This window comes from Aeromonas dhakensis, from assembly GCF_002285935.1.
Lineage (GTDB): Bacteria > Pseudomonadota > Gammaproteobacteria > Enterobacterales > Aeromonadaceae > Aeromonas > Aeromonas dhakensis.
Genome location: NZ_CP023141.1, coordinates 3,697,478 through 3,711,260, shown reverse-complemented (window position 1 = coordinate 3,711,260; position 13,783 = coordinate 3,697,478). Strand labels below are relative to the sequence as shown.

Here is a 13,783-nt window from a genome sequence, read left to right as displayed (position 1 = left end):
ATGTCCGCTCACGAATCTCCCATCATTCGTCGTAAATCCAGGCAGATCATGGTCGGCAACGTACCGGTCGGGGGCGATGCCCCCATCACGGTACAGACCATGACCAACACCAAGACCACGGACGTGGCCGCCACCGTCGAGCAGATCCAGCGGATCGAGCGGGTCGGTGCCGACATAGTCCGGGTCTCCGTCCCCACCATGGAGGCGGCGGAAGCGTTCAAGCTCATCAAGCAGCAGACCCGCATCCCCATCGTGGCCGACATCCACTTCGACTACCGCATCGCCCTCAAAGTGGCTGAATACGGCGCCGATTGCCTGCGCATCAACCCGGGCAACATCGGCAACGAGGAGCGGGTGCGCGCCGTGGTGGACTGTGCCCGCCACTACAACATCCCAATCCGCATCGGCGTCAACGGCGGCTCGCTGGAGCGGGACATCCAGGAAAAATATGGCGAACCCACCCCCGAGGCGCTGCTCGAGTCGGCCATGCGCCACGTGGACTATCTGGATCGCCTGAACTTCGACAATTTCAAGGTGAGCGTCAAGGCTTCCGACGTCTTCCTGGCGGTCGGCGCCTATCGCCTGCTGGCCAAGCAGATCGAGCAGCCGCTGCATCTGGGCATCACAGAAGCGGGTGGTTTTCGCGCCGGCGCGGTGAAGTCTGCCATCGGTCTGGGCATGCTGCTGAGCGAAGGCATCGGCGATACCCTGCGCATCTCGCTGGCGGCCGATCCGGTGGAAGAGATCAAGGTGGGCTTTGACATCCTCAAGTCCCTGCGCATCCGTTCCCGCGGCATCAACTTCATCGCCTGTCCCTCCTGCTCCCGCCAGGAGTTCGACGTCATCGGCACCGTCAATGCGCTGGAAGAGCGGCTCGAAGACATCATCACCCCGATGGATGTTTCCATCATCGGCTGCGTGGTGAACGGTCCGGGGGAGGCGCTGGTCTCCGATCTTGGCCTCGCCGGCGCGGCCAACAAGAGCGCCTTCTATGAAGGGGGCCAGCGGGTCGACCGGCTCGACAACAAGGACCTCATTCCGACCCTGGAGCGCCGCATTCGCGCCCGGGCCGCCATGCTGGATCCGGCCAACCAGATCCAGGTGGACGAGGGTTGAGCAATCAAGGGCCACTCAGGGTGGCCCTGTCTTTAGGTTGCTGATTTTACATCCCGCATTGGAACACCCTGATTTTACCTCGGGGTCGAAAATCCCTATAATGCGGCCAAATTTTACCTCTTTTTCTCGAGTATCAACGTGGCAAAACAGATCCAAGCTATTCGCGGTATGAATGATTGCCTGCCGGAGCAGAGCCCGGTATGGCAGAAAGTAGAACAGATCCTGCGCCAGGTCGTGGCCAGTTATGGCTACAGCGAAGTGCGCATGCCGATTGTCGAGCAGACCCATCTGTTCAAGCGCGCCATCGGTGAAGTGACCGACGTGGTCGAAAAAGAGATGTACACCTTTGAAGACCGCAACGGCGACAGCCTGAGCCTGCGTCCGGAAGGGACCGCCAGCTGCGTGCGTGCCGGTATCGAGCACGGTCTGCTTTACAACCAGGAACGCCGGATGTGGTACATGGGCCCCATGTTCCGTCACGAGCGTCCCCAGAAGGGCCGTTATCGCCAGTTCCACCAGTTCGGGGTCGAGCTGTTTGGCATCAACGGGCCGGACATCGATGCCGAGCTCATCATGCTGACTCACCGCCTGTGGCGTCTGTTCGGCATCAGCGAACACGTGACCCTGCAGCTCAACACCCTCGGTCAGAGCAGCGAGCGTGCCGCCTACCGCGATGCGCTGGTCGCCTACCTGGAGCAGTACAAGAGCGAGCTGGACGAAGAGAGCCAGCGCCGCATGTACAGCAACCCGCTGCGGGTGCTCGACTCCAAGGACGAGAAGGTACAAGCCATCCTGGTGGGCGCGCCGCGTCTGTTTGATCACCTGGGCGAAGAGAGCCTGGCCCACTTCGAGGGGCTCAAGCGCCTGCTCGAGTCTGCCGGCATCAAGTACGAGGTGAACGAGCGTCTGGTGCGCGGCCTCGACTACTACAACCTCACCGTGTTCGAGTGGGTCACCAACAGCCTGGGTGCCCAGGGCACCGTCTGTGCCGGTGGCCGCTACGACGGCCTGGTGGAGCAGCTGGGCGGTCAGCCGACTCCGGCGGTGGGTTTTGCCATGGGCATGGAGCGTCTGGTGCTGATGCTGGAAACCCTCGAACTCAATGCCGACATCCGCCCGGCGGTGGATGTCTATCTCTGCATGGTGGGTGAGGGCACTGAACAGGCCGGTTTCCAGCTGGCCGAGCGGCTGCGCGATGCCCTGCCTGATTTGCGCCTGATGAGCCACTGCGGCGGCGGCAACTTCAAGAAACAACTCAAGCGTGCCGACAAGAGCGGCGCGGCCATTGCCCTGATCCTTGGCGAGACCGAGGTGCAAAACGGGGAGATCACCATCAAATATCTGCGTGGCCAGGCCGAGCAACAGACCGTCACGGTCGACGCCGCCATTGCCCTGCTGGCAGCGAAAGGAGAGTAAGCTGTGGAAGTTTATACCACCGAAGAACAACAGGTTGAGGTCATCAAGAACTGGTGGAAAGAGAACGGAACCTCGGTGATCGCAGGAACTGTTATCGGTCTGGTTGGACTCTTTGGCTGGCGCTACTACAACGAGCATCAGCAGACCACCCAGGAAGCCGCCTCCCAGGCTTACAACGAGATGAGCGCCCAGCTGGCCAAGGGGGACGCGGCCGGCTTCGAGCAGGCACAAAGCTTCATCAGCGCCCACAAGGGCGACTCCTACGCCGAGCTGGCGGCGCTGCAACTGGCGGCGGCCGCGGTCAAGGCGGACAAGCTGGATCTGGCGGCCGAGCAGCTGACCCAGGTTGCCACCAGCGGTGACGAGAGCATTCGTCCCATCGCCGCCCTGCGTCTGGCCCGGGTGCTGAACGATCAGGGCAAGGCCGATGAAGCGCTGGCCCAGCTTGGCAAGATCAACAACGACGCCTTCAAGGCCCAGGTGGCCGAAGTGCGCGGCGACATCCTGCAAAAGCAGGGCAAGAGCGAAGAGGCTCGCGATGCCTATCAGGCGGCGGCCGATGCCGGCGGTCTGCAGAGCAGCGCCGAGCTCAAGCTGAAGATGGACGATCTGGCGTTGCCAGCGGTGACCACGGGTGAGGCTCCGGATGCGTAATCTGTTCAAGATGGTGGCGTTGGGGGCTGCGGTCTCCTTCGCCCTGCAGGGTTGCTCCCTGTTCAGTTCGGAAGAGGATCTCAACCCCATGGCTCCGCTGCCCAAGGTCGAATCCGCGTTCACGGCCGATACCGCCTGGTCCTCCTCGGTGGGTGACGGTATCGGTGACTTCTACTCCCAGCTCAAGCCGGTGGTGGAAGAGGAGCGCATCTATGCGGCGGCCCGCGACGGTGACGTCACCGCCTTTGACCGCGAAAGCGGCAAGGAGCTGTGGAGCGTCGATCTGGCGGATCTGCCAATCAACGCCGACAAGCGCAGCGCCCGCCTCTCCGGTGGCCTGGTTTCCCGCTACGGCAAGCTGTTCCTGGGCTCCGAGAACGGGGTGGTCTACGCCCTGAACGAAGAGAACGGGGAAGTGCTGTGGCAGACCACGGTACCGGGTGAAGTGGTGGCGAGCCCCGCCGTCGAGGATGGCCGGGTGGTGGTACTGACCACCTCGGGTCGCCTGGTGGCGCTTGATACCGACGAGGGCAAGCTGCAGTGGACCCTGGCGGAAGAGCAGCCGCCGCTGACCCTGCGTAGCGCCGGTGCCCCCATCATCACCAACGGCGCCGTGCTGTACGGCCGCGCCGATGGCAAGGTGGGCATCGCCCTGCTGAGCAACGGCCAGCCGGTGCGCCAGTCCAAGGTGGCCGACCCGCGCGGCGCCACCGAGCTCGATCGCATGGTGGACGTGGATGCCACGCCGCTCATCGCCGGCGATGAGCTCTATGCCATCGCGTATAATGGCCAGTTGATGGCGCGCAAGCTGATGAGCGGCGACGAAGTGTGGAAGCGCAAGTATTCCGGCTACCGCGACATGGCGGTGACCGGCAATGCCATCGTGCTGACCGACAGCCGCAGCCATCTGTTTGCGGTCGACCGTCGCAACGGTCTCGAGCTGTGGTCCAACACCCAGCTGGAAAACCGCACCGTGACCGCCCCCGTCATCATGGGTGACTATGTGGTGGTCGGCGATGTGGAAGGTTACCTGTATTGGCTGGATCGGACCGACGGGTCCATCAAGGCCATGCAGCAGCTCGACAGCAGTGGTCTGTACGCCGCCCCCCTGGTGGACGGTGACACCCTGTATGTGCAGAGCCGTGGCGGCAAGCTGTACGCTGTCAAGCGTCCCTGATCGCCCGATAATGTGAATATCCGGCTCCTGGTCTTCGGACCCGGAGCCTTTGTCGTCTTGAGAATGAGGCTTTTATGACTCCTGTAGTAGCCCTGGTGGGCCGCCCCAACGTGGGGAAATCCACCCTGTTTAACCGCCTGACCCGTACCCGGGACGCCCTGGTGGCCGACTTCCCCGGTCTGACCCGGGACCGCAAATATGGCCAGGCGAAGCTGGGCGAGCTGGAATTTATCGTGGTGGATACCGGTGGTATCGACGGCACCGAAGAGGGGATCGAGCTGAAGATGGCCGAGCAGTCCCTGCTGGCCATCGAAGAGGCCGATGTGGTGCTGTTCATGGTGGATGCCCGCGCCGGTCTGACCGCGGCGGATCAGGCCATCGCCGAGCACCTGCGCAAGACCCACAAGAAGGTGTTTCTGGTGGCCAACAAGACCGACGGTATCGACGGTGACTCCGCCGTCTCCGAGTTCTACGGTCTGGCCCTGGGCGAGGTCTACCAGATGGCGGCTGCCCACGGTCGCGGCGTATTGAGCCTGCTTGAGCTGGCGCTGGCCCCCCATCTGGAGACCCTGGTCGAAGCCGCCGGCGAAGAAGCCGAGCTGGATGAAGAAGAGGAAGACTTCGACGAAGAGGCCCTGCTGCGCATGGTGGCTGCCGGTGAACTCGACACCAAGGAAGACACCAAGGAGACCCCGTTCGCCGACCTGCCCATCAAGTTCGCCATCGTCGGTCGTCCCAACGTCGGCAAGTCGACCCTGACCAACCGCATGCTGGGTGAAGATCGGGTCATCGTCTATGACATGCCGGGCACCACCCGCGACTCCGTCTACATCCCGATGGAGCGCGACGAGCAGAAGTACGTCATCATCGACACCGCCGGCGTGCGTCGTCGCGGCAAGGTGCACGAGACGGTGGAGAAGTTCTCCGTCATCAAGACCCTCAAGGCGATTGAAGATGCCAACGTCTGCCTGCTGGTGATCGACGCCCAGGAGACCATCACCGATCAGGACTTGAGCATCCTCGGTTTCGTGCTCAACACCGGCCGCTCCGTGGTACTGGTAGTGAACAAGTGGGACGGTCTGGATCAGAAGGTGAAAGAGGACGTCAAGAACGAGCTCGATCGCCGTCTGGGCTTCATCGACTTCGCCCGCGTGCACTTCATCTCCGCCCTGCACGGCAGCGGCGTCGGCCACCTGTTCGAATCCATCCAGGAGGCCTACCAGTCCGCCACCCGCCGTACCAGCACCGCCATGCTGACCCGTATCATGCAGATGGCCCAGGAAGACCACCAGCCGCCCATGGTGAACGGTCGCCGGGTCAAGCTGAAGTACGCCCACGCCGGTGGCTACAACCCGCCGCGCATCGTGATCCACGGCAACCAGCTCAACGACCTGCCGGACTCCTACAAGCGCTACCTCATCAACTACTTCCGCAAGTCGTTGAAAATCATGGGGACGCCGGTTCGGGTCGAGTTCCAGGAGTCGGTCAACCCGTTCGAGGGCAAGAAGAACACCCTGACCCTGAGCCAGGAGCGCCAGCGCAAGCGCCTGCTCAAGGCCAAAGCCAAGAAATAAGGCCCAGCGGCTGCCCTCACCGGCAGCCGCTTTTCTAGTGGTCTATTGAAGGGGAGGGGAATGTGCAGTGGGGCCGCCCAGTGCACATTCACTTTGCAAGGAGTCAACCATGAGTCAACTTGTCTGCCCTGCCTGCCAGGGCGAGCTGGACAGCCGCAGCCGCGAGACCACCTGTGGTCAGTGCCAGGCCCGTTACCAGATCCGGGCGCTCTGCCCGACCTGCCGGCAGGAGCTGGAGCGGCTCAAGGCTTGCGGTGCGGTGGATTACTTCTGCAACCACTGCAACAGCCTGGTGTCGAAGCGGGCAGTGCTCTTCGAGGTGAGCCCGCTGACAGGGAATTGAGGCAATAAAAAACCCGGCGAATGCCGGGTTTATGCTGTGTGCTCTGCTATCAGCAAGGTGAAGGAGCGGTTTCGCCGCCATATCTTGCGTTTGATCTCGTTGAGCTTGAGCTTGCGTCTGGGGCTCCAGCCGCACCTTGTCTTTTTGACCAGTGTCGTTCTTCTGCGAGCTCGCATCTTGGTCTCCTCCCATGGGGTGGCCATCCCGGCCTTGGGTGATGATGGGAGCCTATCTGAAAGTGCTGTCATCCGAGTGCAAGTGGATGAAATAGCGCGATAAAAACAGATTCGGATAGGCTCCGGTGTGGTCGGATGGTAACAGAGAAACCACCCGAAAAACAAACCTGTCAACAGGGATCAGCGCAGGGTGATCTGTTTGACCACTTCGGCAATGACGGTGGGACGTTCGGCACTGGTCGGCTCGCTGCTGTCATCCTCATCCAGCTCTTCGCGGCGATGGGCTTTCTGCTGCTCGTTGTCGAGCCAGAGCAGGCTCTGGTAGTACTGGCGCACGTTGTTGACGTAGTTGCGCGCCTCGCCGCCGCGGGCATAGCCGTAGCGCACCTTGCGATGCCAGCGCGACTGCTGCAGCAGCGGCAGCACCTCTTTCACGTCGCTCCAGGCGTCCGGATTCTTGCCGAGCTCCTTGGTCAGGCGGCGGGCATCCATCATGTGGCCGTAGCCGATGTTGTAGGCGGTGAGGGCAAACCACACCTTCTCGTCATCGGGCACCGAGGCGGGCACCTTCGCCATCATCTGCTCGAGATAACGGGCGCCACCCTTGATGCTCTCCTCCGGGTGCAGCCGGTTGTTGACCCCCATCGCCTTGGCGGTGGGCTCGGTCAGCATCATCATGCCACGCACCCCTGTGTAGGAACGGGCCTCCGGATCCCAGTGGGACTCCTGATAGCTGATGGCGGCCAGCAGGCGCCAGTCCACCACGTTGGCGTGGGTCTTGAACAGATCCTGATACTTGGGCAGCAGGCTCTTGGCCCGCTGCAGGAAGGTGCGGGTGTCGACGAAGTCGAAATTCTGCACGTGGCCGAAGTACTTCTCGTCGAGCTTGGCGATGGCGCCGTCCATGAAGCGCTGGCCGAAGAAGTCGATGATGCTGGCGTAGAGGCTGTCGTCCGGCAGCTTGGTCATGGCCCAGGCCACGGTCTGGTTCTTGGCGAGCGTCATCCCCTCGGTGAGTTCGGGGTAGTAGCGCTGGGTACGGGCCAGCACGGTATCCTGCACTACCGTGTAGTCAATCTTGCCGTCGGCCACCTGCTTGAGCAGCTCCTCCACGTCGGCGTCCCGGTTGGTGCTCCACTTGAGGTTGGGGTGCTGCTTGGCCAGCTCCTTGAGCAGATCCTCCCCGGTGGAACCGGCAGGCACCACTATGTTGCCCTTGAGATCGCCGATGTCCCTGGGCTTGGGGGAGCCGTTGCGATAGACCAGCTTGGGCGAGACCTGGTAGAAGCCGGGGCCGAAGCGAAACAGCTGGCGCCGCTCCGGGGTGATGACGATGGCGGCCGCGGCCAGATCGAGCTTGCCCTTCTTGAGCAGGTCCACCAGCTCGGCGGTGGAGTAGACCGGCACTATGGTCAGCTTGACCCCCAGCCAGTCGGCATAGCTTTTCGCCAGCTCGTAATCGAACCCCTGGGCGGTGTCGTCACGCTGGTAATAAGAGGTGGGGCCGTAGATGGTGCCAACCCGGATCTCGCCCCGCTGGCGGATCTGCTCCAGCTGGCTGGAGGGGGTGTAGAAGTCGCAACCGACCAGGGTCAGCAGCAACATCAGCCCGATAAACAGTCGAAAAATGCAGCGCAAGTAGGTGAGTACCCTTGTTGAAAAAATCGGCATTTGTCAAAAAAGAGGCACCTTTATACCAGAGAGTGTGGACCGAGTCACACTTGGCAAAACAAGAAAAACGTTTGTCCGCCGTCGGCCTGATCCCTATAATACGCGCGTCTCAATTCCCCCCCACTTCAACACTTGGTGAGAAAGGTCATATGGATATCTTGCGTGGTGCCCCCGCACTGTCTGAGTTTCGTGTCCAAAAACTGCTGCAACGCTTCGCGCAGATGAAACAGGAGAGAGGAGTAGAGATAGAGGATGTCTATGCCGAATATGTGCACTTCGCCGAGCTCTCGAGCCCGCTGTCGCCCCCGGAGCGAGCGACCTTGGGCCAGCTCCTGCGCTACGGCCCGACAATCCCCGAACACACCCCCAGCGGTCAGCTGTTTCTCGTTACCCCCCGCCCCGGCACTATCTCCCCCTGGTCTTCCAAAGCAACCGACATCGCCCACAACTGCGGCCTGACCCAGGTCAAGCGGCTCGAGCGCGGCATCGCCTATTACGTGCAGGCCAAGGGTGAGCTGAGCGCTGCCCAGCGCGCCGACGTGGCCGCCGTGCTGCACGACCGCATGATGGAGACGGTGTTTGGCGAGATGAACGAGGCCGCCGCCCTGTTTGCCCATCAGGAGCCGCGCCCCTTTACCCAGGTGGACGTGCTGGCCGGTGGCCGCGCCGCCCTGGCCGAGGCCAACGTGGCACTGGGTCTGGCGCTGGCCGACGACGAAATCGACTATCTGGTGGAGAACTTCACCCGGCTGGGTCGCAATCCCAACGACATCGAGCTCTACATGTTTGCCCAGGCAAACTCCGAGCACTGCCGCCACAAGATCTTCAACGCCGACTGGACCATCGACGGTGAGCAGCAGCCCAAGTCGCTGTTCAAGATGATCAAGAACACTTTCGAGCAGACGCCGGATCATGTCCTGTCTGCCTATAAAGACAACGCCGCCGTGATGGAAGGGAGCCAGGGTGGCCGCTTCTTCCCGAGCCCCGCCAACGGCGAATACCAGTACCACCAAGAGCAGGTCGACATCCTGATGAAGGTGGAGACCCACAACCACCCGACCGCCATCTCCCCCTTCCCCGGCGCCGCTACCGGCTCCGGCGGCGAAATCCGCGACGAGGGTGCGACAGGCCGTGGCGCCAAGCCCAAGGCGGGCCTGGTGGGCTTCTCCGTCTCCAACCTGCGCATCCCCGGTTTCGAACAGCCCTGGGAGCAGGATTTCGGCAAGCCGAGCCGCATCGTCAGCGCCTTTGACATCATGCAGGAGGGGCCGCTTGGCGGCGCCGCCTTCAACAACGAGTTTGGCCGTCCGGCCATTCTCGGTTACTTCCGTACCTTCGAAGAGGAGGTGCCGAGCCACAATGGCGTCGAGGTGCGCGGCTACCACAAACCCATCATGCTGGCGGGCGGCATCGGCAACATCCGCAGCGAGCACGTCCAGAAAGGGGAGATCCCGGTAGGGGCGGCCCTCATCGTGCTGGGTGGCCCGGCCATGAACATCGGTCTGGGCGGCGGCGCCGCATCCTCCATGGCCTCCGGTCAGTCGGCGGAAGATCTCGACTTCGCCTCGGTGCAGCGTGACAACCCCGAGATGGAGCGCCGCTGCCAGGAGGTGATCGACCGCTGCTGGCAACTGGGGGACGACAACCCCATCGTCTTCATTCACGACGTGGGGGCCGGTGGCCTCTCCAACGCCATGCCGGAGCTGGTGAGCGACGGCGATCGCGGCGGTCGTTTCGACCTGCGCGCCATTCCGAACGACGAGCCGGGCATGAGCCCGCTGGAGATCTGGTGCAACGAATCCCAGGAGCGCTACGTACTGGCGGTGGCCAAAGAGAAGCTGCCGCTGTTCAAGGCGCTGTGCGAGCGTGAGCGTGCACCCTATGCCGTCATCGGCAGCGCCACCGAAGAGAAACACCTGACCCTCTCCGACCAGCACTTTGACAACCACCCCATCGATCTGCCGCTGGACGTGCTGCTGGGCAAGACCCCCAAGATGCACCGCGACGTAGCGAGCCTGCCCGCCCAGGGCAAGGCACTGCAACTGGATGGCATCACCCTCGGCGACGCCGCCGAGCGGGTATTGCGTCTGCCCACCGTGGCGGAGAAATCCTTCCTCATCACCATCGGCGATCGCAGCGTGACCGGTCTGGTCAACCGCGACCAGATGGTCGGTCCCTGGCAGATCCCGGTGGCCGACTGCGCCGTCACCGCCGCCACCTACGACAGCTACCATGGCGAAGCCATGTCCATGGGTGAGCGCACCCCGGTGGCGCTGCTCTCCCACGCCGCCTCCGCCCGTATGGCGGTGGCCGAGGCCCTGACCAACCTGGCGCCGGCCCACATCGGGTCGCTCAAGCGGGTCAAGCTCTCCGCCAACTGGATGGCCGCAGCCGGTCACCCGGGCGAAGATGCCGGCCTCTACGAGGCGGTCAAGGCGGTGGGCGAGGAGCTCTGCCCGGCCCTTGGCATCACCATCCCGGTGGGCAAGGACTCCATGTCCATGAAGACCCGCTGGCAGCAGGATGGCAAGGAGCAAAGCGTCACCTCGCCGCTCTCCCTGCTCATCTCTGCCTTTGCTCGGGTCGAAGACGTGCGCAACACCGTCACCCCGCAACTGCGCAGCGATCTCGGTGAAACCGACCTTATCCTCATCGACCTTGGCAACGGCAAGCAGCGCCTCGGCGCCTCCGCCCTGGCCCAGGTCTATCGCCAGCTGGGCGACAAGGCGCCGGATCTGGACAACCCGATCCAGCTCAAGGGCTTCTTCAACGCCATCCAGGTGCTGGTGGCCGATCGCAAGCTGATTGCCTACCACGATCGCTCCGATGGCGGCCTCTTCGTCACCCTGGTGGAGATGGCCTTCGCCGGTCACTGCGGCCTCGACCTGCAACTGGATCGCATCGGCGGCGAGCTGTTGCCGGCCCTGTTCAACGAAGAGCTGGGGGCCGTCATCCAGGTGCGTCGTGAAGACAAGGAAGCGGTGATGACCCTGCTGGCCGGTCACGGTCTGGCGGCCTGCTCCCACGTGCTCGGCACGGTGCGCGAGGGGGATCTCATCACCCTGCAGCGGGCCGGTCAGGAGGTCTATCGCGCCAGCCGCACTGCCTTGCGTACCATCTGGGGCGAGACCAGCTGGCAGATGCAGCGTCTGCGCGACAACCCAGAGTGCGCGGATCAGGAGCATGCCGCCCGTCAGGACGCCACAGATCCTGGCCTGCAGGCCAAGCTCAGCTACAACCCGGCCGAGGACGTGGCTGCACCCTACATTGCCCGCGGGGTCTCCCCCCGTCTGGCGGTGCTGCGCGAGCAGGGGGTCAACTCCCACGTGGAGATGGCGGCGGCGTTTGACCGCGCCGGCTTCACCGCCGTCGACGTGCATATGAGCGACATCCTCGAAGGCCGTATCAAGCTGGAGCAGTTCCAGACCCTGGTGGCCTGTGGCGGCTTCTCCTACGGCGACGTGCTGGGGGCGGGCGAGGGCTGGGCCAAGTCCATCCTGTTCAACGAGGGCGCCCGCGAGCAGTTCCAGCGCTTCTTCGAGCGTGGCGACACCCTCTCCTTGGGTGTCTGCAACGGTTGCCAGATGATGTCCAACCTGCGCGAGCTCATCCCGGGCGCCGATCTGTGGCCGCGCTTCGTGCGCAACCGCTCCGAGCGCTTCGAGGCCCGCTTCAGCCTGGTGGAAGTACAGGACTCCCCGTCCGCCTTCTTCGCCGGCATGGCAGGCTCCATGATGCCGATCGCCGTCTCCCACGGGGAAGGGCGAGTGGAGGTGCGCGATGCCGCCCACCTGGCGGCGTTGCAAGCCAGCGGCCTGGTGGGGCTGCGTTTCGTCGACAACCGCGGTCAGGTGACCGAGCAGTACCCGGCCAACCCGAACGGCTCGCCGAACGGTATCACCGCCGTGACCACCACCGACGGACGCGCCACCATCATGATGCCGCACCCGGAGCGGGTGTTCCGCACCGTCGCCAACTCCTGGCACCCGGACAACTGGGGCGAGGATGGCGCCTGGATGCGGATGTTCCGCAATGCCCGGGTTCGTCTGGGCTAAGCCTGCGACGCAAACAAAAACCGGCCCCTGCGGCCGGTTTTTTTATGGCGACCTTCCCGCTAGGGGCGGCCGTGACCCAGTTCGTGGGGGATGAAGTCACCGCGATCGAGAATGCGCAGGCAGGCGTCCACGACGGCTTCATCCAGCCGGGTGCCGCGCAGCTGGATGATATGGGCCCTGGCCTGGGGAATGCCGAGGGCGGCGCGGTAGGGGCGATCGGAGGACATGGACTCCACTATGTCGGCCACCGTGAGGATGCGGGCCTCCAGCAGGATCTGCTCGCCCTTGAGCCCGGCCGGGTAGCCGGAGCCGTCGATGTACTCGTGGTGCTGGTGGATCATCTGGGCGATGGGCCAGGGCAGGGCGATATCCTTGAGCACCTGATAGCCGGCGCCCGGGTGCTCCTTGACCAGGTTGAACTCCTGGGGCGTGAGCCGCCCCGGCTTGGTGAGGATGTCGACCGGTACCTGGATCTTGCCGATGTCGTGCACCATGGCCCCCAGATAGAGTCCCCGCAATCGCTTCTCATCGAGCTGCAGCTCGCGACCGATGGCCAGCGCCAGGGTGGCGACGTGCTTCTGGTGGCCGGCGGTGTAGGGATCGCGCTGCTCCAGCACGGCGGCTATGGCGCCGAGGGCATCTTCCAGCGCCAGCTCCAGCTGGCGGGCATGCAGCATCTTGTCGCGCTGGGCGGTGAGGTAGGCCTGCTGGGTGCTGCGGGCCTGCAGGCCATAGGCAAGGTAGTCCGCCAGCTGGCTGAAAAGGTGCACCTCCTCGTCGGTGAAGGGGCGGGCCTGCTCGCTGTGAATGAGCAGGCCGCCACGCCCGCCGGTGTGCCACTGCAGCGGCAGCAGCAGGCGGGCGCGCAGGGTGGCCGAATGATGTACCAGCTCGCAGGGGAGCGCCTCGTTGCACGGCATCTCTGTGCTGATGGCCTGGTGCAGGGCGGGATCCCGGGTCAGCCACTCGTCGCTGGCAAACCAGGTTGCGTTGCCCGCCTGCGCCAGCACCTGCAGGGTGTGCTGGTCAGGTTTTTCCTGCAGCACGGTGACGAGGGGGAAACGGCCGTCGAAGGTGATGGCGTCGCAGATCTCCTGCAGCAGCGTCTGCTCGTCGTCCGGCCTGAGCATGGCGTGATGGGCACGGCCGATGGCCTCCAGGGTCCAGGTGTACTGTTGCAGCCGCTCCTGCTGCTGCTTCTTCTCGGTGATGTCATCGAAGAAGACCCCGACGCCGACCACCTGACCCAGCTCGTCGAACAGGGGAAACTTGGTGGTGCTGAGCCAGCGGGCCTCGCCTCCCTTGAGATAAGGCTCCTCGTGGCGCTGGGTGGTGCCGCTGGCCATGACCCTGAGATCGTCGTCCCGATAGCGCTGGGCCAGCTCGGCCGGGAAGAAGTCGGCATCGCACTTGCCGACCAGTTCGGCCGGGCTGAGAGCGAGATCGTCTGCCAGCAGCCGGTTGCAGGCGATGAAGAGGGAGCGGGTATCCTTGAGCAGCACCCGGTAGGGCAGCTGATCCATCACCTGACCAAGCAGGGCGGCCGTGGACAGCGGGGTAAAGGGCGGTGCGGGTCTTGAACTCATCGTCATCCAGCCTCG

Annotated in this window: 10 protein-coding genes; 8 read left to right on the top strand and 2 right to left on the bottom strand. The window is 63.7% G+C overall.

Going from position 1 to position 13,783, the window contains the following annotated elements; translation table 11 throughout:
• The 7 genes from ispG to CK627_RS23200 all read left to right on the top strand — a co-directional run bounded on the left by ispG (window position 1) and on the right by CK627_RS23200 (window position 6,559).
• Window positions 1-1,116 carry a flavodoxin-dependent (E)-4-hydroxy-3-methylbut-2-enyl-diphosphate synthase gene (gene ispG, locus CK627_RS17225; RefSeq protein ID WP_010634291.1) on the top strand — a complete coding sequence of 372 codons (1,116 nt, stop codon included), beginning with the start codon at window positions 1-3 and terminating at the stop codon, window positions 1,114-1,116.
• Between the two features lie 138 nt (window positions 1,117-1,254).
• A complete protein-coding gene (gene hisS / locus CK627_RS17220; protein WP_017784528.1) occupies window positions 1,255-2,532 on the top strand; it encodes a histidine--tRNA ligase in 1,278 nt (425 codons plus the stop codon).
• 3 nt (window positions 2,533-2,535) lie between these two features.
• Window positions 2,536-3,186, top strand: coding sequence for a YfgM family protein (locus CK627_RS17215; RefSeq protein ID WP_010634289.1), 651 nt, complete (start codon window positions 2,536-2,538; stop codon window positions 3,184-3,186).
• Window positions 3,179-4,363, top strand: a complete 1,185-nt coding sequence (gene bamB / locus CK627_RS17210) for an outer membrane protein assembly factor BamB (protein WP_010634288.1) — start codon at window positions 3,179-3,181, stop codon at window positions 4,361-4,363. Before CK627_RS17215 ends, bamB begins: the two co-directional genes overlap by 8 nt.
• A gap of 74 nt (window positions 4,364-4,437) precedes the next feature.
• Window positions 4,438-5,937 carry a ribosome biogenesis GTPase Der gene (gene der / locus CK627_RS17205; protein WP_005299803.1) on the top strand — a complete coding sequence of 500 codons (1,500 nt, stop codon included), beginning with the start codon at window positions 4,438-4,440 and terminating at the stop codon, window positions 5,935-5,937.
• Window positions 5,938-6,046: 109 nt separating this feature from the next.
• The gene (locus CK627_RS17200; protein WP_095592954.1) at window positions 6,047-6,280 is read left to right on the top strand and encodes a zinc ribbon domain-containing protein; all 234 of its coding nucleotides are present in this window, start codon (window positions 6,047-6,049) and stop codon (window positions 6,278-6,280) included.
• 90 nt (window positions 6,281-6,370) lie between these two features.
• Window positions 6,371-6,559 (top strand): hypothetical protein, encoded by a 189-nt coding sequence (locus CK627_RS23200; protein WP_017780036.1) that lies wholly within the window; start codon window positions 6,371-6,373, stop codon window positions 6,557-6,559.
• Window positions 6,560-6,636: 77 nt separating this feature from the next.
• On the opposite strand, the gene mltF is transcribed toward CK627_RS23200, so the two are convergent.
• Window positions 6,637-8,127, bottom strand: a complete 1,491-nt coding sequence (gene mltF, locus CK627_RS17190; RefSeq protein ID WP_095592953.1) for a membrane-bound lytic murein transglycosylase MltF — start codon at window positions 8,125-8,127, stop codon at window positions 6,637-6,639.
• Between the two features lie 149 nt (window positions 8,128-8,276).
• Here mltF and purL point away from each other — a divergent pair, with 149 nt between their 5' ends.
• The gene (gene purL, locus CK627_RS17185) at window positions 8,277-12,182 is read left to right on the top strand and encodes a phosphoribosylformylglycinamidine synthase (RefSeq protein ID WP_167385375.1); all 3,906 of its coding nucleotides are present in this window, start codon (window positions 8,277-8,279) and stop codon (window positions 12,180-12,182) included.
• Window positions 12,183-12,241: 59 nt separating this feature from the next.
• On the opposite strand, the gene CK627_RS17180 is transcribed toward purL, so the two are convergent.
• Entirely contained in the window at window positions 12,242-13,768 is a 1,527-nt protein-coding gene (locus CK627_RS17180; RefSeq protein WP_095592951.1) for an HD domain-containing phosphohydrolase, read from the bottom strand.
• Window positions 13,769-13,783 lie beyond the last annotated feature (15 nt).